General features: G+C 69.6%; 24 protein-coding genes. 10 read left to right on the top strand and 14 right to left on the bottom strand.

Features of this window, described 5'->3' with window-relative positions; all coding sequences use genetic code 11:
• The first annotated feature begins 26 nt into the window (after positions 1 to 26).
• Positions 27 to 3155 carry an ATP-binding protein gene (locus AOZ06_RS23915; protein WP_054291446.1) on the top strand — a complete coding sequence of 1043 codons (3129 nt, stop codon included), beginning with the start codon at positions 27 to 29 and terminating at the stop codon, positions 3153 to 3155.
• On the opposite strand, the gene AOZ06_RS23910 is transcribed toward AOZ06_RS23915, so the two are convergent.
• The gene (locus AOZ06_RS23910) at positions 3139 to 3885 is read right to left on the bottom strand and encodes an ABC transporter permease (RefSeq protein WP_054291445.1); all 747 of its coding nucleotides are present in this window, start codon (positions 3883 to 3885) and stop codon (positions 3139 to 3141) included. The two genes, AOZ06_RS23915 and AOZ06_RS23910, sit on opposite strands and share 17 nt — an antisense overlap.
• Positions 3882 to 4826 carry an ATP-binding cassette domain-containing protein gene (locus AOZ06_RS23905; RefSeq protein ID WP_054296871.1) on the bottom strand — a complete coding sequence of 315 codons (945 nt, stop codon included), beginning with the start codon at positions 4824 to 4826 and terminating at the stop codon, positions 3882 to 3884. Before AOZ06_RS23905 ends, AOZ06_RS23910 begins: the two co-directional genes overlap by 4 nt.
• Positions 4827 to 5262: 436 nt before the next feature.
• Here AOZ06_RS23905 and AOZ06_RS23900 point away from each other — a divergent pair, with 436 nt between their 5' ends.
• Positions 5263 to 5454, top strand: a complete 192-nt coding sequence (locus tag AOZ06_RS23900; protein WP_157233200.1) for an NUDIX hydrolase — start codon at positions 5263 to 5265, stop codon at positions 5452 to 5454.
• A gap of 13 nt (positions 5455 to 5467) precedes the next feature.
• Here the strand turns inward: AOZ06_RS23900 and AOZ06_RS23895 are convergent, their stop codons facing one another.
• Genes AOZ06_RS23895 through AOZ06_RS23885 form a run of 3 tightly spaced genes read right to left on the bottom strand, consistent with a single transcriptional unit; the run spans position 5468 to position 9149 of the window.
• Positions 5468 to 5977 (bottom strand): (2Fe-2S)-binding protein, encoded by a 510-nt coding sequence (locus AOZ06_RS23895; RefSeq protein WP_054291443.1) that lies wholly within the window; start codon positions 5975 to 5977, stop codon positions 5468 to 5470.
• Positions 5974 to 6813, bottom strand: a complete 840-nt coding sequence (locus AOZ06_RS23890) for an FAD binding domain-containing protein (RefSeq protein WP_054291442.1) — start codon at positions 6811 to 6813, stop codon at positions 5974 to 5976. Before AOZ06_RS23890 ends, AOZ06_RS23895 begins: the two co-directional genes overlap by 4 nt.
• Positions 6810 to 9149, bottom strand: coding sequence for a xanthine dehydrogenase family protein molybdopterin-binding subunit (locus tag AOZ06_RS23885; RefSeq protein ID WP_063810410.1), 2340 nt, complete (start codon positions 9147 to 9149; stop codon positions 6810 to 6812). The genes AOZ06_RS23890 and AOZ06_RS23885 overlap by 4 nt, the downstream gene beginning before the upstream one ends.
• A gap of 111 nt (positions 9150 to 9260) precedes the next feature.
• Here AOZ06_RS23885 and AOZ06_RS23880 point away from each other — a divergent pair, with 111 nt between their 5' ends.
• The 4 genes from AOZ06_RS23880 to AOZ06_RS23865 all read left to right on the top strand — a co-directional run bounded on the left by AOZ06_RS23880 (position 9261) and on the right by AOZ06_RS23865 (position 12534).
• Positions 9261 to 9809: a GNAT family N-acetyltransferase gene (locus tag AOZ06_RS23880; RefSeq protein WP_236952358.1), complete on the top strand. Its 549-nt coding sequence runs from the start codon at positions 9261 to 9263 to the stop codon at positions 9807 to 9809.
• Between the two features lie 69 nt (positions 9810 to 9878).
• On the top strand, positions 9879 to 10721 hold the full coding sequence (locus AOZ06_RS23875; protein ID WP_054291441.1) for a hypothetical protein: 843 nt from the start codon (positions 9879 to 9881) through the stop codon (positions 10719 to 10721).
• A 61-nt stretch (positions 10722 to 10782) separates the two neighbouring features.
• Positions 10783 to 11976, top strand: a complete 1194-nt coding sequence (locus AOZ06_RS23870; protein WP_054296868.1) for an acyl-CoA dehydrogenase family protein — start codon at positions 10783 to 10785, stop codon at positions 11974 to 11976.
• Positions 11977 to 12042: 66 nt separating this feature from the next.
• Positions 12043 to 12534 carry an ATP-binding protein gene (locus AOZ06_RS23865; RefSeq protein ID WP_054291440.1) on the top strand — a complete coding sequence of 164 codons (492 nt, stop codon included), beginning with the start codon at positions 12043 to 12045 and terminating at the stop codon, positions 12532 to 12534.
• 11 nt (positions 12535 to 12545) lie between these two features.
• Here AOZ06_RS23865 and AOZ06_RS58975 read toward each other — a convergent pair whose 3' ends face one another.
• The gene (locus tag AOZ06_RS58975; protein ID WP_083471881.1) at positions 12546 to 13610 is read right to left on the bottom strand and encodes a GAF and ANTAR domain-containing protein; all 1065 of its coding nucleotides are present in this window, start codon (positions 13608 to 13610) and stop codon (positions 12546 to 12548) included.
• Between the two features lie 192 nt (positions 13611 to 13802).
• Between AOZ06_RS58975 and AOZ06_RS23855 the strand changes: the two genes are divergently transcribed.
• Positions 13803 to 14570: a hypothetical protein gene (locus AOZ06_RS23855; protein WP_083471880.1), complete on the top strand. Its 768-nt coding sequence runs from the start codon at positions 13803 to 13805 to the stop codon at positions 14568 to 14570.
• 51 nt (positions 14571 to 14621) lie between these two features.
• Here the strand turns inward: AOZ06_RS23855 and AOZ06_RS23850 are convergent, their stop codons facing one another.
• The 5 genes from AOZ06_RS23850 to AOZ06_RS23830 form a co-directional block, all read right to left on the bottom strand.
• Positions 14622 to 16481 (bottom strand): CheR family methyltransferase, encoded by a 1860-nt coding sequence (locus tag AOZ06_RS23850; RefSeq protein ID WP_179950835.1) that lies wholly within the window; start codon positions 16479 to 16481, stop codon positions 14622 to 14624.
• A gap of 60 nt (positions 16482 to 16541) precedes the next feature.
• Positions 16542 to 17567: a chemotaxis protein CheB gene (locus AOZ06_RS23845; protein ID WP_054291439.1), complete on the bottom strand. Its 1026-nt coding sequence runs from the start codon at positions 17565 to 17567 to the stop codon at positions 16542 to 16544.
• Positions 17568 to 17590: 23 nt separating this feature from the next.
• Positions 17591 to 18799 (bottom strand): STAS domain-containing protein, encoded by a 1209-nt coding sequence (locus AOZ06_RS23840; protein ID WP_054291438.1) that lies wholly within the window; start codon positions 18797 to 18799, stop codon positions 17591 to 17593.
• Between the two features lie 24 nt (positions 18800 to 18823).
• Positions 18824 to 19111, bottom strand: a complete 288-nt coding sequence (locus AOZ06_RS23835) for a hypothetical protein (RefSeq protein WP_063810409.1) — start codon at positions 19109 to 19111, stop codon at positions 18824 to 18826.
• 383 nt (positions 19112 to 19494) lie between these two features.
• The gene (locus tag AOZ06_RS23830) at positions 19495 to 20802 is read right to left on the bottom strand and encodes an APC family permease (protein WP_054291436.1); all 1308 of its coding nucleotides are present in this window, start codon (positions 20800 to 20802) and stop codon (positions 19495 to 19497) included.
• Positions 20803 to 20924: 122 nt separating this feature from the next.
• Here AOZ06_RS23830 and AOZ06_RS23825 point away from each other — a divergent pair, with 122 nt between their 5' ends.
• Positions 20925 to 21152, top strand: a complete 228-nt coding sequence (locus tag AOZ06_RS23825; protein ID WP_054291435.1) for a hypothetical protein — start codon at positions 20925 to 20927, stop codon at positions 21150 to 21152.
• A gap of 57 nt (positions 21153 to 21209) precedes the next feature.
• On the opposite strand, the gene AOZ06_RS23820 is transcribed toward AOZ06_RS23825, so the two are convergent.
• Positions 21210 to 21809, bottom strand: coding sequence for a TetR/AcrR family transcriptional regulator (locus AOZ06_RS23820; protein ID WP_054291434.1), 600 nt, complete (start codon positions 21807 to 21809; stop codon positions 21210 to 21212).
• A 102-nt stretch (positions 21810 to 21911) separates the two neighbouring features.
• On the opposite strand from AOZ06_RS23820, the gene AOZ06_RS23815 reads away from it, so the two are divergent.
• Together AOZ06_RS23815 and AOZ06_RS23810 are read left to right on the top strand one after the other, a co-directional pair.
• Positions 21912 to 22652 (top strand): class I SAM-dependent methyltransferase, encoded by a 741-nt coding sequence (locus AOZ06_RS23815; protein WP_054291433.1) that lies wholly within the window; start codon positions 21912 to 21914, stop codon positions 22650 to 22652.
• Positions 22653 to 22890: 238 nt separating this feature from the next.
• Positions 22891 to 23709, top strand: a complete 819-nt coding sequence (locus AOZ06_RS23810) for a S1 family peptidase (protein WP_054296864.1) — start codon at positions 22891 to 22893, stop codon at positions 23707 to 23709.
• Between the two features lie 67 nt (positions 23710 to 23776).
• Here AOZ06_RS23810 and AOZ06_RS23805 read toward each other — a convergent pair whose 3' ends face one another.
• Positions 23777 to 24382 (bottom strand): response regulator transcription factor, encoded by a 606-nt coding sequence (locus AOZ06_RS23805; protein WP_054291432.1) that lies wholly within the window; start codon positions 24380 to 24382, stop codon positions 23777 to 23779.
• 52 nt (positions 24383 to 24434) lie between these two features.
• Positions 24435 to 26372 (bottom strand): sensor histidine kinase, encoded by a 1938-nt coding sequence (locus AOZ06_RS23800; protein WP_054291431.1) that lies wholly within the window; start codon positions 26370 to 26372, stop codon positions 24435 to 24437.
• Positions 26373 to 26406: the final 34 nt, after the last annotated feature.

The raw sequence follows: 26406 nt of genomic DNA, 5'->3' as shown, positions 1-26406 counted from the left end.
GCGGCGGCCATGACTAGATTGACCGGGTGCGGATCGGGATGCTGGGACCATTCGAGGTCCACACTGGCGATGGTGGCTCGGCGGATGTGCCGGGTGCCCGGTTGCGCGCGTTGTTGATCGCGCTCGCGCTCGATCCCGGCCGTGTGGTCCAGAAAACGACGCTGATCGACTGGATCTGGGGCGAGAACCCACCGGCTGACGCGGCGAACGCCTTGCAGCGCTTGGCTTCTCGCCTGCGCAGGGTGCTGCCGGGCGAGGCGGTCGACGGTCAGGTCGGCGGCTACCGGCTGGTGGTCGACCCCGATTCCGTTGACGCCGTGCGGTTCGAGCGCCTGCTCGCGCAAGCACGCGGTGGCGACGACGCCCAGCAGGCGAGCCTCCTGCGTGAAGCCCTCGGGTTGTGGCGTGGCGCGGCCATGCAGGACGTCGGACTGCAGGACAGCGATGCGTTCGACGCGGCGGTAGTCCGGCTCGACGGTCTGCGCCTCGGTGCGCTGGAGGATCGGTTCGAGGCGGAGATCCGCCTCGGCCGCGGCGCGGCCATGGTCGCCGAGCTGACGGAACTCGTCGCGGCGCACCCCGTGCGCGAGCGGCTGGTCGGCGCGCTGATGCGGGCGCTCGGCGCGGCGGGCCGGAGCAACGAGGCGCTGATGGTGTACCAGCGTGCGCGGGAGGCCCTCGCCGACGAGCTCGGCGCCGACCCCTCGCCGGAGTTGTCCGCGCTGCACGTCGCGCTGTTGCGTGGCGAGGTGGGACGGCAGGAGGACGACAGCCGCAGCAGCAACCTGCGTGCCGAGCTGACCAACTTCATCGGCCGGGCCGCGGATGTCGTCGCGGTCCGCGAGCTCGTCGCCGGCCACCGGCTCACCACGCTGATCGGCCCCGGCGGCTCGGGAAAGACCAGGCTGGCCACGGAAACCGTGCGCACGCTGCTCACGGACCTGCCGGACGGCGCCTGCCTGGTGGAACTCGCGTCCATCGTGCCGGGCGGTGACGTGGGGCAGGCGACGCTGGCCGCGCTCGGCCAGCGTGACGGGCTGCTCAGCGGACCACCGGACGCGGACCCGACCGAGCGGGTCATCGCCGCCATCCGGGACCGGCAGGTGCTGCTGATCCTGGACAACTGCGAGCACGTGATCGAGTCGGCGGCGACCTTCGCCCACCGCGCGCTCGGGGAATGCCGCCGGTTGCGGATCCTCACGACGAGCCGGGAGCCGCTCGGCATCACCGGTGAGGCGCTGTGGCAGGTCGTGCCACTGGCGTTGCCCGCGCAGGACGACCCGGGCGCGATCGAGTCCTCCCCCGCTGTCCGGCTGCTGCGCGACCGGGCGAGTGCCGTGCGGACGGACCTCGGCGCCGACGCGCACGTGCTGGCGACCATGGCACGCATCTGCCGGGCGCTGGACGGGATGCCGCTGGCCATCGAACTCGCCGCGGCCCGGCTGCGCACGATGACCGTGGAGCAGCTCGCCAACCGGCTCGACGACCGGTTCCGGTTGCTGACCGGCGGCAGCCGCACCGCCTTGCCGCGGCACCGGACGCTGCGCGCGGTGATCGACTGGAGCTGGGAACTGCTCTCCGACGCCGAGCGGGTGGTCCTGCGCAGGCTGTCGGCGTTCGCGGGCGGCGCGGGCCTGGAAGCGGCCGAGCGAGTCTGCGCGGGCGAGGCGGTCGAGTCGTGGGAGGTCCTGGAGCTGCTGACCGCGTTGACCGAGAAGTCGCTGGTGGTCGTCGACGGCGTGGGCGCCCCGCGCTACCGGTTGCTCGGCATGGTCAAGGAGTACGCCGGGCAGCGGCTCGAGGAAGCGGGCGAGTCGGACCTGGCGCGCAAGGCGCACCTGGCGTACTACACCGAACTCGTCGAGACCGCGGAGCCGCACCTGCGCCGCGCCGACCAGCTGAGCTGGTTGGCCACGCTCGAAGTCGAGCACGACAACATCACCGCCGCGGTACGCGGGGCGCTGGCGGCGGCCGACGCGAACGGGGCGATGCGGCTCGCATCCGTCGGCAGCTGGTACTGGTGGTTCAGCGGGCACAAGGTCGAAGGCAGCGAACTGCTCATCGCCGCGACCGACATGCCCGGCGAGGCGGACGCCGCCGTGAAGGCCAAGGCGTTCGGGTTCCTGGCGATGTTCATGACCGCCGGCCGGACCGAACCGGAACAGGTGCAGGAGTGGATCCGCAAAGCCCACGAGTTGAGCAGGCGCACCGACAGCCGTGACACGGTCCTGAAGTTCGTCGGCGCGCTGGAGCGCCTGCTGCACGGGCCGGACGCGTTGCTGTCCGCGTTCGAGCCGCTGCTGACCGACGACGACCCGTGGGTACGCGCCGTGGCCCGGTTGCAGTGCGGCAAGCACCGGGTCATGCTCGGCCAGGACGCGGACGAGTACCTGGAGACGGCGATCGCCGAGTTCCGCGCGATCGGCGAGCGGTGGGGCATCTCGTTCGCACTGACGCAACTGGCTGATCGGATCGCCGTGCGCGGTGAGTTCGCCGGTGCGTGCGACTACTACGAACAGGCGATCGCGGTCGTCACCGAGGTCGGTGCCATCGACGACATCGTGGCGATGCGCTCCCGGCAGGCCCAGCTGTTCTGGCTGGCCGGCGACGAGAAAGCCAGCGCGGCGGCGATGGCCGAGGCGCAGCGGTACGGCGAACAGGTCGCGTGGCCGGACGCGTTGGTGGAGCTGGCACTGGCCAGTGCGGAGCTCGCGCGCTGGAGCGGCGACATCGCGCAGGCATACCGGCAGCTCGACATCGCGATGAACTTGATGGGCGAGAAGGCCAGGCAGGGATCCGTCCGCGCGCTGGCCCATGACATCCTCGGATACCTCGCCGACGACATCGACGAGGCCACGCGGCACCGTGCCACGGCTTTCGAGGTCGCGGCCGACTCGGCGCAGGCGACACTGCTCGCGCAGGCCCTCGTCGGGATCGCGGATCTGGCGCTGCGCAAGGAAGAGTACGAGCAGGCCGCGCGGCTGCTGGCGGCGAGCCACAGCGTGCGCGGTGTGCAGGACCGGTCACAGCCGGACGTGCGCCGGATCGAGGGGGACGTGCGAAACCGCCTCGGTGACTCGCGGTTCACCGAGGCGACTCAGGAGGGGGCGGAGGCGGACTGGCGCGAGCTGGCCGCGGTCACGCTCGCTTCGTGAACTTCCGCCGCGCCCACACGTAACCGACGACAGTGATCCCCACGCACCAGGCGATCGCGGCGATCGTGTGCCCGGTGGACGGTGTGCCGTTGAGCAGGCCGCGCACCGACTCGATGATCGGCGTGAACGGCTGGTACTCGGCGAACTCCCGGACGCCGGGGCCCATCTTGTCGGCGGGGACGATCGCGCTGCTGAAGAACGGCAGCATGATCAGCGGGACGCTGGCGAACCCGGCGGATTCCTGCGTCTTCGCGGCGAGTCCCATGGCCACGACCAGCCAGCTGACCGCGATGCTGGTGAGCAGGAGGACGCCGATCGCGGCCAGCCACTGCGGGAAGGACGCGGCCGGGCTGAAGCCCATCAGGAACGCCACGCCGAGGATGACCGTGAGCGCGGCGACCGTGCGGACCACAGTGGACACGACGTGCCCCGTCAGCACCGCGCCGCGGGAGACGTCCATGACCTTGAACCGGTTGATGATGCCCTTGGTCATGTCCGAGTTGACCGCGACCGCGGTGGCGGACAGGCCGTACGCGAGGGTCATCATGAGCATGCCGGGCGTCGCGTAGTTGATGTAGTCGCCGCCGCCGACGCTGAACGCGTCCCCGAAGACGTAGACGAACATCAACATCATCAGGACCGGCAGGAAGACCGCGTTGAACAGGGTGACGGGGTTGCGGACGGTGTGCTTGAAGTTGCGGCGCAACATGATCGCGGCATCGGTGTTCATCGGGAAGTGACCTCCGTGCTCGAGTGACCGGTGAGGGCGAGGAAAACGTCGTCGAGGTCCGGCATGTGCACGGTGAACTCCTCGACGTCGACGGCGTACTCGTCGAGCCGGTCGAGCACAGCCCGCACCGACTTGACGCCACCGTCGCTCGGGACACGCAGGACCAGGGCGTCCAGGTCCACAGTGGAGCCGGCCAGGACCCGTGCCGCGGCACCGAGCTGCTCGGCGCCGGCGAACCGCAACCGGATGTGGCCACCGGGAATCTGCCGCTTGAGCTGCTCAGGGCTGCCTTCGGCGACCAGCAGGCCCTGGTCGAGCACGGCGATCCTGTCCGCGAGCTGGTCGGCCTCCTCGAGGTACTGGGTGGTGAGCAAGATGGTCATGCCGTCGGCGACCAGTTCACGCACGATGCCCCACATCGTGCGGCGGCTGCGCGGGTCCAGCCCGGTGGTCGGCTCGTCGAGGAAGATGATCCGCGGCCTGCCGACCAGCGTCATGGCCAGGTCCAGCTTGCGCCGCATGCCGCCGGAGTAGGTCGACGCCAGCTTGCCCGCCGACTCCTCGAGGTCGAACCGCTTCAGCAACTGCCGCACGACGCGCTTGCCCGCACTGCCCCGGAGCCGGTGCAGGTCGGCCATCAGCTGCAGGTTCTCCTCGCCGGAGAGCAGTTCGTCGACGGAGGCGAACTGACCCGTGACCCCGATGGCGGCCCGCACCTTCTTGGTGTCGGACACGATGTCGTACCCGGCGACCCGCACAGTGCCACTGTCCGCACTGGCCAGCGTGGTCAGCACGTTGACCGTGGTCGTCTTGCCCGCTCCGTTCGGGCCGAGCAGGGCGAAAACCGAACCCGCGCGGACATCGAGGTCGATGCCGGCGAGCACGACCTTGTCCCCGTAGGCCTTCTTCAGCCCCGAAGCAACAATCGCTGAACTCGTCATGGGCATACCGTGATCGGCCGGCCTGACACCGCCCTGTTCTGCCCCTGACACGACCACTGACACCACGTTCCCGCTGGTCATAGCGTTGCAGGCGGATGGATCAGCAGGAGCCGGCCAGCCGTCGAGATCAGGGAACTGCCGCGGGTACGTCTCGCATCGGACGGCGACGTCGCTGCCCTGGCCGGGGAGCCGGGTATCGCGGATGACCTGGTCGGGATCACGCACCGCTGGGTCGAGCATGCGGATCTCGTCGTCGATGTGCTCGCCGTCGGCCAGTTGCGCGGCGGTCACGCCCCCGCAGGTCCGGTATGGGCTGAAGACCGCTTCCCGACCACCACCTATGAGGCTGTCGAGCGGACATCACGCAACGGCAGCGCAGTCTTCTACTGCCGTGTCTGCGCGGTACAACGAGCGCCGGGTCGTCGTCGATCCCGCGATGAGTTGGAGGGTTCCGGAAGGCGGCGAGTACTGGCATGAGAGCGCCGGTGTGTCCGTCTGCGATCCGGGTGGCCGGTTTCTCTTCTTCGAGCGGACCGTCTTCCCGGTTTCCGCACTCACCGTGGCGGCGGGCCACGTGGGCTCCGGGGAATCGCCGGAGCAAGCCGCTCTGCCGCAGCCGCTGACCTGACCTTTCCCGTGTGTCACGTCGCCGGGCGGTTCACGGCTGACTCGCAACGGTGAGTCGGCTGAGCGCGGCGGTCCCGGGCGGCGGCTTTGACGGCGTCCACGATGAACTGGTAACCGGTGCAGCGGCAGAGGTTTCCGGAGATCGCGGCGCGGATCTCGGCGTCGGTCGGGTCGGGGTCGTCCCTGAGCAGTTCGTGGGCTGTGGCGAGCATCCCGGGCGTGCAGAATCCGCATTGCAGGCCGTGGTGTTCGCGGAACGCCTTCTGCAGCGGGTCGAGTTCACCGCCCGCCGCCAGGCCTTCGATGGTGATGATCGCCATGCCTTCGGCTTGGACAGCCAGCATGCAGCACGAGCGGGCCGTCGCGCCGTCGACGGTGACGGTGCACGAGCCGCAGACGCCGTGTTCGCAGCCGACGTGCACGCCGGTGTAGCCGAGGTCGTGGCGGAGGAAGTCGGCGAGGGTGCGGCGGGGTTCACACGAGGCGCTGACAGGTTCGCCGTTGACCGTCAATGAGACCTTCACGGGTGCACCGCCGTTCGGATTGCCCTGCGTGTCAGCACCGTGGCCATTTCACGGCGGTACGACGCGGGCGCGTGGATCGAGTCGGGTGGGTCGCAGGACAGTTCGGCCGCGGCTTCGGTGATCAGGGCGTCGGTCAGCGCACGGCCGACCAGTGCCTGTTCCACCGACGTGGCGCGGATCGGGGTCGGCCCCGCGCCGCCGACCGCGATGCGGGCCTGTGTGCAGTGTCCGTCCTCGACCGTCACCGCGGCGACGACGAGGACCAGTGCGAGATCCTGGCCGCGAAAAGCCAGTTCCTGCACGGAAAAACCCGCCTGCAGCACCGGGAAGCTCACCGACACCAGCAGTTCCCCGGGTCTCAGCGCGGTCCTGTTCGGGCCGACGAAGAAGTCACGGGCCGCGATGTCCCTGACGCCGTGGGCACTTTGTGCTCTGAGGGACGCGTCCAGGGCGACGGCTACGGCGGGCAGTTCGGCGGCGGGGTCGGCGTGGGCGAGGCTGCCGCCGACGGTCCCTCGGTTGCGGATCGACACGTGGCCGACGTGGCCCAGTGCCGCGGTGAGCAGTGGCACGTCCTGTCCGGCGAGTGCGGACGTCTCGGCCGCGCGGTGCCGGGTCATGGCGCCGATCACGAGGTTGCCGTTGTCCCGGCGCAGGTATGACAGGTCGGTCAGGTGGTTGATGTCGACCAGCAGGCTGGGCCGGGCCAAGCGCATGTTCAGCAACGGCACGAGGCTCTGGCCACCCGCGAGCACCGCGGTGTTCGCACCGGCTGACGCCTCGGCGGCCTCCTCGATCGTGGCCGCGCGCAGGTAGTCGAAGGCCGCCGCCTTCATCGGCTGGTTGCCTTCCGCATCGCGGCGAGCAGTCGCGGTGGCGTGATCGGCAGCGAGGTGATCTCCAGGTCGTGCTCGGGCAGCGCGGCCACGATCGCCGCACCGCCGCCGATCACGCCGGACTCCCCCATTCCCTTGAAACCGCCGGGGATGTGCTCCGACGGCGTGGCCATGTGGCGGACCGCCATGGGCGGAACCTCGGTGGCGGACGGCAGGAGGTAGTCGGTGAAGGTCCGTGTCCGCATCCGCCCGTCGGCGTCGTAGACGAGTTCCTCGTACAACGCGCCGCCGATGGCCTGCGCCGCACCGCCGTGCAGCTGGCCGTCCACGATCATCGGGTTGATCACGGTCCCGCAGTCGTGCGCGATCAGGTAGCCGAGCAGGGTGACCACACCGGTTTCCCGGTCGACCTCGGCGAGCACCGCCGTGCAGGCGAAGGCCGTGGCGACGTTGACCGGGTCGTAGACCTCGCGTTCTTCCAGCGTCGGCGTCTCGTCCTCCGGCAGGCGGCCGTTGAGCCGCCGGTACGCCGCGTCGCCGATCTCCGCCATCGTGACGGTCCTGCCGGGCACGCCACGCACGGCGATGACACCGTCCGCGATGACCAGGTCGTCCGGTGACGCCTCCAGGATGTGCCCGGCGATCCGCAGCACCTTGGCCTTCAGCCGGGTCGCGGCCGTCCGCACAGCGGCGCCGCCGAGCGGGGCGCCGCGGCTGGCGCCTGTGCCGTATCCGCTGTACGGACTGGCATCCGTGTCACCGGAGAGGACCGTGACGTGGTCGAGCGGCACGCCGAGCGTGTCGGCCGCGACCTGCGCGAGGGCCGTGTGGATGCCCTGCCCCATCGCGGACAGTCCGGTGTGGACGGTCACGTGCCCGGTCGAGTCGATCCGGACCACCTCCTCGTCGAAACCGGAGTGCGCCGATCCGGCCAGGTTCTGGATCCGGCTCGGCCCGAGGCCGGTGACCTCGTTCTGGAACGAGTACCCGATGCCGACCGCGGCGCCCCGCGACCGGGCCTGCTGCCGGATCCGGTCCCACCCCGCGTCGCGGACCGCGGCGAGGCACAGCTCGAGGCATTCGTCGTACCGGCCGCTGTCGAAGACGAAAACCGGGCTCTGGTAGGGGAATCGCTTGATGAAGTTCTTGCGGCGGACGTCGTGCGCGGCCATGCCGAGCCGTTTGGCGAGCAGTTCGACCATGTGCTCGTGCACGAAGTTCGACTTGGGCAGGCCGTACCCGCGGAACGAGCCGTAGGGGCTCCGGTTGGTCGCGACACCGACGAGGTTCATGTCCAGCGCCGCGATGTCGTACGGCCCGGTCACGGACGCGGCGGTCACCCAGCACGGGCCCAGCCCGGCCGTGCCCAGCGCCCCACCGAGCACGCCGTGGACCGTGCCGCGCATGCCCGTGATCGTGCCGTCGGCACGGGCCGCGATCTCGACGTCGACCTTCTGCTCACGGGAATGCACGGTCGCCACGAAACTCTCGGCCCGGTCCTCGATCAGCTTGACCGGTTTGCCGGTGCGGCGCGACAGGACGCAGGCGACGACCTCGTCGCCGTAGAAGTCGAACTTGTTGCCGAACCCGCCGCCCAGGTCGGGCGTGCGGACCCGGATCTTGCCCACCGGCAGGCCCAGCACCTCGCCGAACGACGCCTGCGCGATGTTGGGCGCCTGGGTCGTGAGCCACACGTCGAGCCGTTCGGTGAACGGATCCCACGTCGCGACCACGCCGCGCGTCTCCAGCGGCGTGCCCATCTGGCGCGGGAACCGGAACTCTGCACCGAGCACGAGATCGGCCTCGGCGAACGCGGTGGCCGCGTCGCCCTTGCGGACGGCCGTCCGGCCCAGCACGTTGCTCGGCCACTCGTCGAACAGCCGTGGCGCGTCCTCGGCGAGGGCCTGTTCGAGCGTGCTCACCACCGGCAGCTCTTCGTACTGGACGTCGATCAGCTCCAGCGCGTCCTCGGCCACCGCCCGGTCCTTGGCCGCGACCGCCGCGACACCTTGACCCGGGTAGGTCACCTTGTCCACGGCCAGTGCGTACGTCCGCGGGTAGAACATGTCCGGGATGGTCCGCCAGGTCACCGGCTGCGGCCCGCGGACGGCCGCTTTGACGTCGGCTCCGGTCACCACCGCGGACACGCCGGGCAGTGCCGCCGCCGCGCTGACGTCGATGGACCGGATCCGCGCGTGCGGGACCGGACTGCGCAGGATCGCGGCCTCCAGCGTCCCCGGCAGCCGCACGTCGTCGATGAACTGCGCGCGCCCGGTGAGCAGCCGGACGTCCTCGAGCCTGCTGACCCGTGCCCCGATCAAGCCTCCCACATCCACGCCGAACACCTTGTCATCGATCGATCTGTCCGTGAATCGCCCAAACGTGCGGCCGATCGGGACGGGCTACAGTGGCGGACGACCGTGGTCCACAAGGGAGCGTCGAGGATCGTGAGCGATGACGGGGCGGCACTGGCGCCGATGCGGCTGGCGCACCTGGCCGGCGTGCTGGACCTTGGCCACCGGGTGTTCGACGTGTCCGCGATGCCCTACACCTCGTGGTCGCTGACGAGCGTCGCGGCGCATTTGGACACGCAGCCCGACGCGTGCCGGGTCGCCGAGATCGGCGGTCGCGTGGCGGGGTTCGTGCTCGGGTCGATGTCCTACGACGAGCGCGAGGACTGGGGTTACGTGGAATGGATCGCGGTCGATCCGGCCCACCAGGGCAAGGGACTGGCACGCAAGCTGCTGGACACGTCCTGTGCCGCGTTGTTCGCCGCGGGCGCCACCCGGGTGATCACCGACGTCGAGCAGACCAACAGCGCCTCGGCCGGGCTGATGCGGCGCAGCGGGTTCACCGACAGCGTGACCGTGACGTTGTTCGTCCGTCACGCACCCGCCGGTGCGCACGGCGCTGAGCCGCACCGGCACGGCGGGCGACCAGCCGACCCGGCCAAGGCCCGCCTGCACGCCGCCGCCCGCCCACCACGCCGGGTATGAACGCGGCCCTGCCTCAAGGGCTGCACGAACGTGCGCGTCGGACGCCGTCGCGCGGGTTAGCGTCGACGGATGGAGTACGTGCGTCGAGCGGACCGCGCGAAGGCAGGCGACCAGCCGGTCGCCGCAGCGGGCCCCAGTGGCCTCAACGCCGGATACCTGCAGGCGGGCAACGCGGCCGTGAGTTCCCTGTTCGTGCAGCGCCGGGTGTCGGTGCGTGACGTCGGGCGCGGTGAGCAGTCCGGGTTCGCGCGGCTCGGCGAGCTCGTGGAACGCCTCAACGGCGTCTCGACCGGGCTGACCTTCGCGGTCGCCGACGGCACCCTCACCTACACCCCGATCGAAGGCGGCACGCTCAGCGCGTTCGACCAGCAGATGGTGGGGTTCATCGACGACGGCACGGTGGTGCCGATGCGGTTCACCAACCGGCACGGCCGCCTGCGCGACGAGGACGGCCGGTTCACCGGGCACGTCGAGATCGACGAGTGGGAGAACGCCTACGTCGACATCGACGACCTGCTGGCCGCCAGTGACGTGAGCCTGCAGACGTCGCTCGTGCACCTGCTGCGCGAACGCCAGGTCACGCGCGGCTACGACCGGCGGATCGGCAGCCCCGGCCTGGACGGCGCCAGCGCCGAGTTCGACCGGGCGCACGACGCCGGGCTGGACGCCGAACTGCCGATCGTGCGGGACTTCTTCGGCGACCCGACGATCCGTTTCGCCAGCAAGCAGGAACGCGTGTACCGCAACGACCGCGGCGACACCCTGCGTGAGGTGCAGCAGGCCAGGCACGGCGCCAACGAAGGCGTCGAGGCACTGGACATCCGTGTCACGCTGCACGAACCGCCACACCGCGTGCTGACCGCGGAGGAGTACCGCGACCTGCTGCGGGCCGAGCGCGCGGCGGCGCCCTGAGATGTGACGGTGGGCGCGTCACAGTGGACGTGGGGTGGGTGCTGTCCGCACCCTGGACGGCATGAGCGTTTCCGCCGAGGATTTCGGCCTCATCCGCCGTCAGGTCCGTGACTTCGTCCGGGACGAGGTCGTGCCGCGCGAGATCGAGATCATGCGGGCGGACCGGATCCCCGACGACCTGCGGTCGGCCGCGGCGGACATGGGCCTGTTCGGTTACGCGATCCCGGACGAGTGGGGCGGGCTGGGACTGGATCTGACCCAGGACGTGGAACTGGCGATGGAACTCGGCTACACCACGTTGTCGCTGCGGTCGATGTTCGGCACCAACAACGGCATCGCCGGGCAGGTGCTCGTCGGCTTCGGCACCGACTCGCAGAAGTCGCGGTGGCTGGCACGGATCGCCTCGGGCGACGTGGTCGCCTCGTTCGCGCTCACCGAACCGGGCGCGGGCTCCAACCCCTCTGGCCTGCGCACCCGTGCCCGCCGCGACGGTGACAGCTGGGTGCTCGACGGGCGCAAGCAGTTCATCACCAACGCGCCGATCGCGGACTTGTTCGTGGTGTTCGCGCGCACGTCCGAACCGCGCCCGAAGAACCCCGGCATCGCGGTCTTCCTCGTCCCCGCGGGCACCCCTGGGCTGACGGTCGGCCCGAAGGACGCCAAGATGGGGCAGGAGGGCGCGTGGACCGCCGATGTCCTGCTCGACGGCGTGCGGGTCCCGGCGGACGCTCTCGTCGGCGGTGACGAAGCGGCTGGGTACCGGGCAGCGATGACGTCGCTGGCCCGTGGACGCGTGCACATCGCCGCGCTCGCCGTCGGCACCGCCCAACGCGCGCTGGACGAATCGGTCGCGTACGCCACCACCAACACCCAGGGCGGCACGCCGATCGGCGATTTCCAGCTGGTGCAGGCGATGCTGGCCGACCAGCAGACCGGTGTGCTGGCCGGGCGGGCCATGGTCCGGCAGGCCGCGCAGGCGTACGTCACCGGCGAGGACCGGCGGATCGCGCCGTCGGCCGCGAAGCTGTTCTGCACCGAGATGGTCGGCACTGTCGCTGACCTGGCCGTGCAGGTCCACGGCGGCGCGGGTTACATGCGTGACATCCCGGTGGAACGGATCTACCGCGATGTCCGCCTGCTGCGCCTGTACGAAGGCACCAGCGAGATCCAGCGCCTCATCATCGGCGGTGGCCTGGTGCGGCAGGCGTCGGCGGCCGGGAACCGAGCCGGGTTTCGCCCGCCGACGCCGGTTTGAGCCGGTTACCGCGACGCACCTCGGGTATCCGGGCAGACGCCTCCGGACAACCCCAGGATGTGCCACATGCCTCAGGGCCACGACGAAGAGCCCGTGGCTTTTCTGCTGCGATCGTGGGCGAACACGTTGCCCGCTCCGGCCGCCGAGGTCGTCGCGACCGCCGATCTGGCCCGTCAGTACCTCTATCTGCCGATCACGGCGACCCACAGCCGTCTGCCACTGCTGCGATCACACCTGTGGGACTGGATGTCCAAGGTCGACCTGCCGGTGCCCCTGCGCCACGACATCATGGTGGCCGTCGACGAAGCCGCCACCAACGCCGCGACACACGCCTTCGCCGCCACGCCCGGAACGGTCACGCTGTTCGCGGTCAGCCACGACGATCCCCCTGGGGTCACTGTCATCGTCGCCGACGACGGCAGTTGGCACGTGAGCCCGCACGCGAAGTCGTCAGGGCTCGGACTGCCCATGCTCGCCAATCTCGCTGACCATTTCGATCTGCACCACCAGGACAGCGGTACGACGGTCGTGATGCGGTGGACCGCGCCGCTTGACTGACTCGGCCGCGGTCAGGGCGCCTCGAGTTCCCTGTGCCGTTCGGTGAACGTGGCCGCGACGTCGGCGAGCTTGACGTTGAGGTGTTGCGACGTGCGGCGCAGCAGGTCGAACGCCTCGTCCGAGGTCAGGCCATGCCGGGCCATCAGGATTCCCTTCGCCTGGCCGATGACGTCCCGTGATTCGATCGCGGTGCGCAGGTGGGCGTGTTCCGCTTTGCCTTGCTCCACCGCGAATGTGTGCGCCAACGCGAGGGAGGCGTGGGTGCTCAGCAGCAGTGCCATGTGACGGTCGTGCTCGGTCAGGCCCCGTCGCCGCCGGGAGTAGACGTTCACGGCACCACCGGATGGCGCCGGGTGCCCGGCCGGCATGAGGTCGATGGCCATGACCGAGAGCAGGCCGTGGTGAAGAGCCACTTTCGCGAACAACGGCCAGCGCCGCTCGCCGGCCAGGTCCTCGCTGACGGCGTAGGCGGGTCCGTCCGGGCGGGCTGCCTCGACGCAGGGCCCCTTGCCGTCCCGGTACTGCGCTTCGTCCAGCTCGGTGGCGATGCTGTCGCTGCGCGCCGGGGTGGAGAACCGGCCGTCGGGGGACCGCAAGGTGATGCTGGCCAGGTCCGCGGCGGGGATGAGGACCATCGCGGCGGTGACGATGTGCCGCAACACCTCGTCGACGCTGTCGGCCGCCAGGAGCAGACCGGTCAGTTCGGCGAACTGCTCCGACAGCCACTCGTTCTCGTCCTTGCCGATCGCCGCGTCCAGGTCGTGGAACACGAGCGGTCGCACCACGGCGCCACCAGCCCGGATACTCGCGTCCACCACCGAGCCGGGCGACACGACCACGTGGCATCGCAGCCCACGCCGGTCGAGCGACTCCACGAACGCCGTCAGCGTGCGCAGCCCGTCGGCGGTGAGCAGGTCCAGTTCCCGCAGGTCGAGTACGACGAGCGCGGGCTCCGTCAGCCCGGCGACCGCGTCGAGGAACAGGCCGGCGTCCGTCGTGGCGTCGTCGCCGAGTACGCCGGTGACCGCGATCAGCCGGGTCTGCCCAGGAGTTCCGGATCGTGCTTCAAGTCGCATCGTCCCTCCTGCGCTGCCAGCGGGTTCACCCCTCGTAGGAGTGTTTCCAGCGGTGGCCGGGATAAACGGCGTCCACGACGTGTCCACACTGTCCAGTGCCCGGCCGTGTTCTGCCGGAGCGGGCGGAGCGGGTAAAATGGCTGTTCCGGGCCCATCAGTGAATCGCCTGTCGAGCACTTGTGGGAGGCAATCGTGACGGCGAACGAACAACCTCCGGAACAGGACAAGCACAGGTCACAACTCGACATGCGGACCTCGTCCCACTCGGGGGCTCTTGTCGTGCGGCCGGTCGGTGTGCTCGACAGCACGACATACCGGTCATTACGGGACACGCTGGTCAAGCTCGCTGTCGATCAGCCCTCCGCTCTGATCGTCGATCTTGGCGAGCTGCGGATCGCCCAGCAGAGCGTGCTGACCGTGTTCTCGTCGGTCTGGATGCAGGTCAGCGAGTGGCCCGGGGTGCCGATCCTGCTCGTCGTCGCCGACCCGTCCCGCCGGCGGTTGCTGCACAGCGCTGTCAACCTCTACGTCGCCTGCTACGCGAGCGTGGACGCCGCGCTCGCCGCGGTCGGCCATCCTCCGCCGTGCCGCCGGGCGACGCTGGACCTCGACACGACTCCGTCCGGTTCCCGTGTCGCACGGGCGTTCGTCCGCGAAACCTGCGAGCGGTGGGACCTGTCCGGCCACACGCGGGAAGCCGTCGCCCTCACCAACGAACTGGTGGACAACGTCATCCAGCACGCGGGAACGGATTGCCAAGTGCGGCTTGAACTCCGCAGCCGCATGCTGACCGTCGCGGTGCGGGACGGGAACCCGCACCGGGCCGAACTGCGTGAGCGGCTGGGCGCCGAACCCTGGGGCAACGGGCTGCGCATCGTGGCTGAGATCGCGCACACGTGGGGCTGCGCACCGCACATGGGCGGCGGCAAGGTCGTCTGGGCCGTCGTGCGCTGTGCGTGAAACCCACGCGGTGTTTGTCCCGCAGGCGGTTGATGCCTCGCAGGACGCCGCCTAGTCCGGCTTGTCCGTGGGTTCCATCACCAGGATCGCGCCGTCGACCGTCCCGGACGGGCGGCGCAGGGCGCCCACCACGACGCGGACAGTCGTCCGCCGTCCCTTGCGGTTGACGGCGTCCAGGTCGGTGGTCTCCTCGAAGTCCGGGTCCGCCATGGCTGAGCGGACCGAGGCCCGCAGCTCGGCCACCGGCAGGCCGATGTCCAGGTTGAGCAGGTGCTCGTTGACCGCTTCCTCACGGCGCAGGCCCCACAGGTCCTCGGCGCCGCGGTTCCACACCACCACGCGCAACTCCCGGCTCACCACGACGATCCCCGGCCGTACGGAGGTCAGTATCGCCTCGAGGAAGTCGTTGACCTGGTCCAGTTCCGCGCTGCGGTCGCGCAGCGTGTCGTTGATGGTCTGCAGCTCGTCGTTGGTCGACTGCAGCTCCTCGTTCATCGTCTCGAGTTCCTCGTTGGTGGACTGGAGTTCCTCGTTGGCGGTCTCCAATTCCTCCACTGTGGACTGGAGTTCCTCGTTGGTCGTCTCGAGCTCCTCGTTGGTGGACTGCAGCTCCTCGTAGGCGGACTCGAGTTGCCGGTTGGTGTGCTCGAGTTCGTCGAGCAGCTTGCGGGCGGCGCTGACGTCGTGGAACACGATCGACACGCCCAGCAGCCCGTTGTCGGAGTTCACGAGCGGGTTGACGTGGATCTCGAACCACACCGTCTCGCCGGGCGGGCGCGGCCACTCCACGTCCTTGATCCGCAGCGCCCGGCGATCCACCCGCGCCTGGTCCACGTACGCGCGCAGCTCGACCGGGCGGTAGGAGATGTCCAGGTCGCGCAAGGGACGGCCGATGTCGCGGGGCGAGAGACCGAACACCAGCTCGGCCTGCTGGTTGATCAACGCGACGATGTCGTCGCTGGTGACCACCACCTGCGCGACCGGGCTGGCCGAGAACGCGTCCTCCCGCAGCTCGTCCAGACCGCTGACGTCACCGTGCCGGTCGTGCGCGAACGCCTGGCTGACCAGGCTGCCCAGGCCGAGGGGACTGCCACCGGTCTTGCGGAACATCCGGCGCTTGAGGTCGAGCGGGTCGAAGATCCGGCTGTGCGACAGCAGCATCTCCGCCTTGCCGAGGAACAGCAGGCCGCGGGGCGCGAGTGCGAAGTGGAACCGGCCGAGGACCTTGGTCTGGGTCTCGGCGTTGAAGTACATCAGGGTGTTGCGGCACACCAGCAGGTCGATGCGGGAGATCGGCGCGTCCTGCACCAGGTCGTTGCGGCCGAAGATGACCGAGCGGCGCAGTTCCTTGCGGAAGACGTACCTGGTGCCGTGTTGTTCGAAGTACCGCTCGAGCTGCTCGTCGGTGAGGCCTTCCACCTCGTTCTGGGCGTAGGAGGCCTGCCGGGCCTGCGCCAGCGCCTCGTCGTCCACGTCCGTCGCGTAGATCTTGACCCGCTGCCGGAACTGGTCGGCACCGAGCGCGTCGACGAACACCATGGCCAGGCTGTACGCCTCCTGGCCGGACGCGCAGCCGGCGCTCCAGATCCGGATCGGTTCGTCCGGGCCGCGCTCGGCCAGCAGCACCGGCACGACCTCGGCCCGCAGGTGGTCCCACGCGTCGGCGTCCCGGAAGAAACCGGTCACGTTGATCAGGATCGTGTTGAACAGCGCCCCGAACTCGTCGCCGTTGACCTGCAACAGATCGATGTAGTCGGCGAAGTCCGCCACGCCGGCCTGCGACATCCGCCGCTGCACCCGGCGGGCCAGGCTGGTGCGCTTGTACCCGGTGAAGTCGAACCCGCGCACCTCCTTGAGGTAGGCGAGCAGCGCCTCGAACTGGCCGTTGGACTCCTGGGGAAACACGTCCACGGATCCGCAGGCTACCCGCACCCCGGCCGGTGGCCGGAGTCACCGTGCCGCCGCGAGGAGTCAGGACCCGGATTCCACCTGGCGGTCCGGCAGCGCGGTCAACCGGTCGCGCAGCACGTCGGCCGCCTCGTTGGTCTCGTCGGCGGTGCGGCCGTACCGACCGGCGGACCAGTGGTCGCCGCGCTGGACCGCCGCGGCGTGCATCCGCCTGGCCAGATTGGCTTTCTCGTCCAACGACCGCAACGCGGTCCACAGCGCGCGTTCGAACACGTCGCCCTGCGCGGCGAGCAAGGCCTCCTCCGACCAGGCGTGGCCGACCGTGCACCGGTACCACCCCTGCCCGCGGTTGAGCTCGTTCAACGTGCCCTGGCAGTCAGGGCACGAGAAAACACTGCGTTCACCCATTCCCTCAGCCTCGTGATCCACCGACGGGTGCCCGAGGCGGGCGATCCGGTCCTCCAGCCGCATCGACGCGGACGCGGACGAGCCGGCGCCCACCCCCACTTCCTCCCGGACGAGTTCGTTCAGCGCCGCCCCCATGTCCGCCACGGGCAGCACGTGGTCGGGAGTCAGGTGACGCAAGGCGTTGCGCGGCATACCCGAGTAGAGCGCGTCCCGCGGGTCCTGCACCACGGTCCTGCCGCCGCGGTCACGGATGGCCACCAGCCCCGCCACCCCGTCGTCCAGCACGCCGGACAGCACGATCCCGGTCACGCGCGGGCCCAAAGCCACCGCGGCGGACCGGAAGAGAGCGTTGATCGCGGGCCGGTGACCGCTTTCGGTCGGCCCGTGCGACAACACGAACTGGTCGTCGACCAGCAACAGGTGGTGATCCGGCGGAGCGACGTGCACACGGCCGCGCCCGAGTGGCATCCCGCTCGCGGCGACCACGACCGGCAACGTGCCGAACCGCCGCAGGATCGTCGCCAGGGCACTGGTGCCCCCGGCGGGCAGGTGCAGCACGACCGCGATGGCGGCGGGGATGTCGGCGGGCACGGTGGCGACCAGTGTCTTCAACGCCTCCACCCCACCCGCGGAGGCGCCGGCGACGATCACGTCGCGGTACTGCGATGACACGCGGGCCATCACCTCCCTGGCACATGCGCGGCTCAGTCCCCAGTGGACGCACCGAGGCGGTGGAGATGTTCCAGCGCGTCCGGAACGACGGTGCGCGCATGCCAGTCCAGCCAGGTGGCGACTTCGCCGGCGACGTGGTCGAGCCGGGCGCACTGCAGCCGTGACGGTGTCCGGCCGCTCTCGGTGTAGTACGCGGTCACCATCCCGATCAGCTGGTTCTCCTCGGTCACCAGCGACGTGCTGTGCATCGCCTGGACACCCGCGTCGAGCAGCGCCACGCCGACCGCGCCGAGGTCCGTCTCGGCTGCGATGTCGGCGACCATGCCCATCGCCACCGGTCCGTCGGTCTCGGTGAGCTGGCCGGCCAGCGCGATCGGCATGTTCGCGGACAGTTCCATCCGCATCACGTCGTCCGTCGGGTCCACCAGGTGAACCGACGTCATGGCGGCACTCATGACGTGCGACGCCGCGTTGAGCAACGCCCCGAGGATCGCGTCGCGATTCCTTCTGTGGTCACGGCTTTGCTCGACGAACGACAGTGACGGCGCGGGCCTGCGCCGCCGCCCGGGGAACCAGGCCGGGTCCTGCGGGGCGGCTGTGCTGAGCAGTGCGTTGGCCAGGATGTGCACGCGGAGGTTGTGCCGCTGCGCACTCTCCCGCAGGATGTCGAACGCCGCGTCGCAATCCAGGTCGTAGCGTTCCTGGACCACACCGAGGGCCCTGGCCACGACCAGGCGGGTGCGCAACGCGACGCGAAGACCGTGGACCTCCCGCTGCAGTCCGGTCAGTTCGTCGGCGGGCTCGCCCGGTTCGCCGACAGCGCCGCCTTGCCGATCCGTCGCTTTCACGGCGCCATCGCACGCGGCCATCGCCAGCGGCAGGCTGTCGAACAACCGGAGGCTGGCCGCCGCGCCGGTCGCTTCCAGCACGCGCCGCACGAGAGGCGTCGATGCCACGACCAGCATCTGACGCCCCCGCGCTGACAACCGGTTCGCGTGCTCGATCAACGTCCGGACGCCACGTGCGCCGAGCAACTCGACCTGGCTCGTGTCCACCACCACGAAGCGCGCCTCGGCGGGCAACCGGCTCCCCAGGTAGTGGTCGAAGGTGCGGCTGCTGTCGGTGTCGATCTCACCGCGCACACGCACCACCAGCACCTCGTCGCCCGGCAGCTCGGCGATGATCCGCAGGCGCGACGCGCGGTGCGTCGCACCGATGATTGTCTGTCCTTTGCGGACCATCGATTCTCCTCGGGCTGATCCTGGCTAGCCGACGTACAAGCGGAACCGCGGAGTGCCCTCCGCGTCCAGTTCAGCGGTCAGCATCTTGTCGTCGAGGAACTGTGCCGCTGTCGGGTCGAGGTAGACCCGCGCACCTCGTTGCGCGAGGATCTGGTCGCCGTCGAAAGGGCTGACCACCAGCTCGGCGCTCAGGTTCACGCCGACCGGTGACGTTTGCGCTGCCGCGATGCGCACACCTGCGGCGTCCGGACACCTGCTCGTTGACGTGATAGCACTGACAACCTCGACGGCCATGGGGGTGAGAACGAGCATCGTGATCACCTTTCGCCGGGAACGTCGTACTTGACAGTCAAGCGGCGGCCGCCAGCTACCCGATCACCTGCGCCAGTCCGATAGCATCACACTGACTGGTGTTGACGGGGATGTTCGTGGTGGTCCAGGACCATCGGTGTCCATCGGTCGCTCCTCGACAGGTGCAACCACGAAGTCATGCCCCGGCAGGAACCACGGTGTCTGCCCGACCCGAACACAAAATCCGCAGCAGCGGATGCAGAACAGTACGGCTGTCCTGTCAACCGTACAGTCCGAACAGCTTATGACACCTCCAACGCTACGCCCCTTCCGAACAACCGCAACACTCGTCATGGTTACGACGGATGTTTGACATCCGCCGTTCTGGGTAGCGGTACACCCGGTCACGACGCATGTGCCCGCTTACGAGCACGCGCGGCCACCAATCCGAGCAGAACACCTGCCGCGACCAGCACCAGGCCCCGCAGCCACACCGACGCCTCGATCTGCGTGAACAGCAGGACACACGACCCGATACCGAGAACCGGGATCACCGCCGGCACCCGGAAGTGATCACCGTCGCCGCCCTCGCGGCGCAGGACCAGTACTGCCAGGTTGACCGCGAGGAACACGATGAGCAGCAACAACACCAAGGTCGACGCCAACGCGGCGACTGTCCCCGTCATCGCCAGCGCGATCGCCAGCGCGGTGGTCGCGGCGATGGCCACCCACGGCGTGCGCCGACGCGGCAAAACCCTGGTCAGCACGCCGGGAAGCAGCCCGTCGCGTGCCATGCCGTAGGCCAACCGGGACGACATGATTCCGGTGAGCAGCGCACCATTGGCCACCGCCACGAGAGCCACCAGACTGAACACCCACAGCGGCACAGCACCGGCCGCACGCACCACCTCCAGCAGAGGCCCGCTGGAGGACGCCAACTGCTCGGTGGACACAACGGCCGACGCCACGAGACCCACCAGCAGGTAGACCACGCCCGCCGTACCCAATGCGGCCAGCAGCGCACGCGGATAGGAGCGGCGCGGGTCACGGACCTCCTCCGCCAGATTCACCGAAGTCTCGAAGCCGACAAACGAGTAGAACGCCAGCACCGCGCCGCCCAGCACCCCGGCGAAAGGGCTCTCACCGGCCACACCGACCTGTCCGAGCCGGGCCAGATCAGCGTCGCCGCGCAGCACCACCCACACACCGAGCACGACGACGAGGACAAGGCCACCGACCTCGACGAGCGTCGCCACCACGTTGGCACGCAGCGATTCCTTGATCCCCCTCGCGTTGAGCAGGCCGAGCGCGACGAGGAACACCGCGGCCACCAGCAGAACCGGGAGGCGGACGAACTGGCCGAGATAATCGCCGGCGAACCCGCGGGCCAACGCCGCGACGGACACGATCCCGGCCGCGAGCATGCAGAACCCCACCGCGAACCCCGTGAAGGAACCGAAAGCACGGCGCGTGTAGTACGCGGCTCCCCCGGCGCGCGGGTACTTCGTGGCGAGTTCGGCGTACGAACCCGCCGTGAACATCGCGAGAACCAGAGCCAGCAACAGCGGTAACCACACCGCGCCGCCGGACCGCCCAGCGACCTCACCGATCAACACGTACACGCCCGCGCCGAGGATGTCACCGAGGATGAACCAGAACAGCAACGGTGTGCTGACGACGCGGTTCAGCGCGGTTTCCGAGTTCCGGTTCACCGCAACCGGCTACCCTGTCCGACGATCTACAAACGACCGGACATCTGTCTCGGTCCGCCGCGATAACCCCGCGATTCGTGGGTAGCCGACAGCCATGCCCTCGACAGCTCGCGGAGGTGGCCATGGGCGGCAGTGAAACCGGTGACGTCACCGGTACCAAGGACAAGGACTACAACATCATCTGGTTCACGCAGGCGTGCCTGGACAATGCCCTGCGCTTGCAGACCTACATCCAGGACGCGGAACGCGACGGCGATTCGGAGCTCGCCGAGTTCTTCCGCAAGGCACAGGCCGACAGCCAGAAGGGCGCCGAGCAAGGCAAGGCCCTGCTGCGCAGCCGGATAGCGTGAGAACAAGGGTCGTGCCGGTGCGCACCGGCACGACCCTTCCTCGCGGGTGCCGAAAAGCTATGAACCGCTGTGCAAAGCGGCCATCGCGGCGTCGGTGACGGCGTCCCGCTCTGAGTCCGACAACCGCGGCGCCAGGTCCGTACCGCGCGGCGGGCGGCTCATGGTCAACGAGTCGACGTCCTCGACCGTGATCACAGCGCCCCGGATGGTGCCGAGGGCGCACCGGGCCAGCAGCAGATCGCGTGGATCGTCGGAGCGGGCCAGCAGCCGTTCGGCGTTCTGCAGGATCTCGGGCACGGAATGGGTGTCGCGCAAGGCGCGCCGGGCTGTCGGGTCGAACAGGATGCCGCGCAGGATCGGGCGGTTGTCGTCGAAGGCGTCCACTAGACGGCGAAGCAGCAGCCGGATCGGGGCACGCCCGCCCTGGGCGTCCCGTTCCCAGCCGCGCAGCTCGTCGATGAGCGGGGTGACGAGCGCGAGCAGCAGCTGGTCCTTGGACGGGAAATGGTAGTAGAGCGCGGCTTTGGTCATCTCGAGCCGCTCGGCGATGTCACGCAGCGATGTGCCCGCGTACCCGTCCCGCGCGAACAGATCCAGCGCCGCTCCCAGCACGCGTTGCCTGGTCCTGACCGCCGTACTGCCCACAGTTCGCGCCATGACCGCCCACTTCCACCGGGTTGACACCACCGCCGATTCACCACACACTGAATTAATCAGCCGACCGGTGGATTAACTATACGGCACAGCGGGAGGCACCCAGTGACAGAACAGGACTCGGCCACGCCCCGGTTCGACCTGTCGACCATCGACTTCGACGCTGTCTACAGCGGCGACGGACCCATGATGGGAGACATCACCTTCGAACGCCCGCCGTGGGACATCGACGGCCCGCAACCCGTCGTGGTGGCGTGCGAACAGGCCGGGAAGTTCACAGGCGAAGTGCTCGACATCGGCTCCGGCGCAGGCGGCAACGCGATCGCCCTCGCCCAACGCGGCTACTCGGTGACAGGCGTCGACGGCTCCGCACCCGCCGTGCGACTCGCCTCGGACCGAGCAGCCCAGCGCGGCGTGAACGTGCGGTTCATCGTGGCGGACGCCACCCGCCTCGACGGCATCGAGCAGCAATTCGACACCGTACTCGACAGCGCGCTCTACCACTGCCTGCCCCCGGACACACGAGCCGCCTACAGCGCCAGCATCCACCGCGTCACCAACCCAGGCGCCCAGCTGCACATCTTCTGCTTCGCCGACGTCGAAGAAGGCGCCATCCCCATGCCGCTCACGGTCAGCAAGAACGACCTGCGCGGCAACCTCGCACCACACTGGGACATCACGGAGATCGCCCTCGAGCAGTACGTCACCGCGGTACCCGTGGACATCGCCCGCGAGGAGTTCGCCAAACTGAACCCCGCCGTGGACCCGGCACGGATCACCATCGGCAGCGACGAGCAAGGCCGCGCCCTGCTTCCGGTGTGGCACCTCGAAGCCACCCGCAAGTAGGCGACCGAACGAACGGGCGGCACCGGAAAGCTCTGGTGCCGCCCGTCGGCACGCGACGCGCCTGCCAGGCGCGCGTGGTCCACGACCGGATTCGCCCACAGTGGACACATACCCCTGGCAACGCAACCGGGATCAAGATCCGAAGAAAGTCGGATTGACCGGCTCGATCCCGCTCTGGTGTAGTCGCTTTCGTTCCACCCTCCCTGCACTCCGAGTGGACTTCGGAAGGAATGATCCGTTGAGCACCAGCACGTGGTTCAGCGCGCTCAAAAAACCCGCGATCGCCATCGCCGGCGCGGCGACCGTGATCGGTCTCGCATCCCCGGCGGCAGCCGCACAGCCGCCCGGCGACGGCGAGGTCGGCACCCAGGTCGTCGGCGGCACGCGAGCAGCCCAAGGCGAGTTCCCCTGGATGGTCCGGTTGTCGATGGGCTGCGGCGGCGCCCTGTACACGCCGCAGATCGTCCTGACCGCGGCGCACTGCGTCTCGCGGACCGGCGCCAACACCAGCATCACCGCCACGCTCGGCGTGGTGGACCTGCAGAGCTCCAGCGCGATCAAGGTCAAGTCGACCTACGTCCACCGGTCACCGACCTACGGCACGGCCACCGGCGGCGACTGGGCACTGGTCAAGCTGGCCAGCCCGGTCACCACCGTGCCGACGCTGAAGATCGCCACCACCAAGGAGTACGACACCGGCACGTTCGACATCGCCGGCTGGGGCGACACCAGCGAAGGTTCCCAGCAGGGCAGCCGATACCTGCTCAAGGCGAAGGTGCCGTTCGTGTCCGACACCACGTGCAAGGCGATCGGCGGCTACTACCGCAGCCTGATCCCGTCAGCCGAGATCTGCGCGGGTGACCTCGCCAACGGCGGCACCGACACCTGCCAGGGCGACTCCGGCGGCCCGATGTTCCGCAAGGACAACACAGGCGAGTGGATCGAGGTCGGCATCGTCAGCCACGGCAACGGTTGCGCCCGCGCCAACGCACCCGGCGTCTACACCGAGGTGAGCACGTTCGCCAAGGACATCGCCGCGGCCGCGGCCAAGATCTGACCGGACTGTCCTGAACGGACCTTCGTGGGTGACGCGAGTCGCCCGCGAAGGTTCCGGCGGGCGGACGTCAGAGCCACCCTTCCTCGGTGGCGATGCGGATCGCGTCCACACGGTTGCGCGCGTCCAGTTTCACCATCGCCGAGGCGAGGTAGTTGCGAACCGTCCCGTACGACAAGAACAGCTCCGCCGCTATGTCGCGCGGATCCACACCAGCCGCGTACAGGCGCAGAACATCCGTCTCACGTGGAGACAACGGCGACTGCCGTTGCTGCAAGGCGTTGGCCGCCACCGTCGCGTCGATCACCTTCTCGCCCGCCGCCACCCGGTGGATCGCGGCGACCAGGTCGGCGGCGCTGGTGTCCTTGAGCAGGAAGCCGATCGCGCCCGCGGCCAACGCCGCGGGAAGGTTCCCCGGCCGGGGAAGGCCGGTGAGGATCAGGACCTGGCACCCGGGCACCTCCTCCCGCAGCCGCGCGGTCGCGGTCAGGCCGTCCACATGGGGCAGGTCGATGTCGACGACCGCGACATCGGGCTGAAACCGTTGCGCGGACGGCACGATCGCGTCGCCCGTGCCGATCTCGGCGACCACGTCGAGGTCGTCCTGCAAGGCGATCAGCGCGGACAGGGTCTCGCGGAGGATGCCGGTGTCCTCGGCGATCAGCACACGCACCACGGCCGTCGTCTCCTCGCTGCCGTCACCGGCAGCATATCGCCTGGTGATCAGGCTAGGCGTGGGCATCGGTGAGCTCCGCGACCACGACGAACGTGCCCCTGCTGTGCCGGGTGGTCAGCAGGCCGCCCAATGCCTCCACGCGAGCCCGCATGTTCGTCAGACCGTGCCCGTGCGTGTCGGCGGGCGGTGGGGCGCCGTCGTTGCTGATCCGGAGCGTGACCGTGCCGTTGCCGGCGGCGAGAGTGATCGCGCACCGCTGAGCTGTGCTGTGCCGCAGCACGTTGGTGACGGCCTCGCGCAGGACGATCGCGAGGATCGTGTCGGCGTCAGCGGCCAACGGCACGGGCGCGCAGTGCGTCGTGACCTCGATCCCGGACGCATCCAGCACGTCCGTGGCCCTGGCGAACTCGGACGACAGCGACAACTCCGGGCGTTCACCGGTGATCCGGCCCGCGTCCGCGCCGATCGTCGTGCACAGGCTGACCAGGTCGCCGAGTTCCCGCGCCGCGCGCTGGTCGTCCCGGCCGATCAGCGCCGTGATCAGGTCCGTCTTGAGTGCCAGCGTGGTCATGCCGAGGCCGAGCAGGTCGTGGGTGTCCTGGGCGAGCCGGAGGCGCTCGGCGACCGTCGCCAGCGCCGCGAGTTGCTCACGCCGGGCGGCAAGCCGGGCGGCGAGGCCCGCCAACCGGGACAGCCCGTACGCCATCAACCCGAAGGACGTGGTGGTCGCTGTGAGGTACCCGATCCAGCCCAGCAGAAGCGGAGTGGACATCGACGCGGCGTCGTTCCAGGCACCCAACACGGGCGCGCTCAGCATGGTGACGGAGAACCACGCCCACCGCCACGGCCCCGCCACGAGCAACAGCACGGAAGCGCCGAGGAACGCGACGAAGATCAGGCCCAACGTGCCCATCATCGCGAACTGCAGGTAGCACAGCGCTGCCTGCACGGCGAGCGTCAACGGCCAGTACCGCGGCCGTGTGGCCCCGGAGTGCCGCCACTGCAGCAGCGGGGTGGCCGCGGACGCCAGCACGGGCACGATCAGCGCCAGCGGTTGATCACGACCGTCCATCGGGTATCCGGTCGGGACGACGAGCACGTTGAGCAGGTTCTGTGCCGCGAAAAGCACCAGCACGCTCGCGAGAACGGCACGCGCCACCTGCGGGGCCGGCGCTGTGCCCACGGGCTGGCCGGGAACTGTGATCCGGGTCCGGTCCTCGTAGAGCCGGCGGCCCCGGCTGACAGCTTCCCGCGCGACTCGCCCGGCCGTCGCCATCTCGTTGCGCGCGTCCTCCGGGGTCGTGGACAGCCAGCGCAACGCCGACCTGGCGTGCCGCGCGACCAGGCGAACACGGTCTTCGACCGCGCTGACCAGGTGTTCTCCCGCGGTGAGGCGTTCACGCAGGACCGCTGCCTTGGCCAGTTCGTCCTGGGTGGCCGCCAGTTCACCGGTCACGCGCGCCAGGCGGACGAGACCGAACAGTCCCAGCGCGCCATCAGCCGCGGCGACCAGCACCCAGATGCCGCCGTTGACCGCGGGCAGGTACGGCGGACTGAAGACCACGTTCCACAGCACGCCCTCAACGAGGAACAGCACCAGCGCCAGCCGCCATGACCACCGTGGCGCGACCAGCAGGACCAGACCGATGAGCTGCCCCGACACGCCGCCGACCCACCCGTTGCCAAGCAGCACGAACGGGACATACGTGAGCACGGCCTGCACCGCGAGCAGCGCCCACGGGGCCGTCCGCCACGGACGCCGAGCCAGGCCACTCGCGTACCACAGAGGTAGCACGAACGCGGCGACGATGAATGGCACGTACCGGTAATCGCCTTCACCCAGGCTGTCCACGCACCGAGCCAGGACCTGCGTCAGCAGGAACGCGACAGGCAGCACGTGGACCGCGCCGACCGAGCCGCTGGGAGCGTCCTGCACGACCGCGCGCGGCTCTGCGTCGCGCGCGGACGTCGAAGATCGCGCGACCACCACGAGATCGAACTCTATGCCGCGCCCCGCCCAGCCC

The organism is Kibdelosporangium phytohabitans, from assembly GCF_001302585.1.
GTDB classification, from domain to species: Bacteria; Actinomycetota; Actinomycetes; order Mycobacteriales; family Pseudonocardiaceae; genus Kibdelosporangium; species Kibdelosporangium phytohabitans.
Note: the sequence above shows the minus strand (reverse complement) of the source record. Positions and strands in the feature narration are given on the sequence as shown.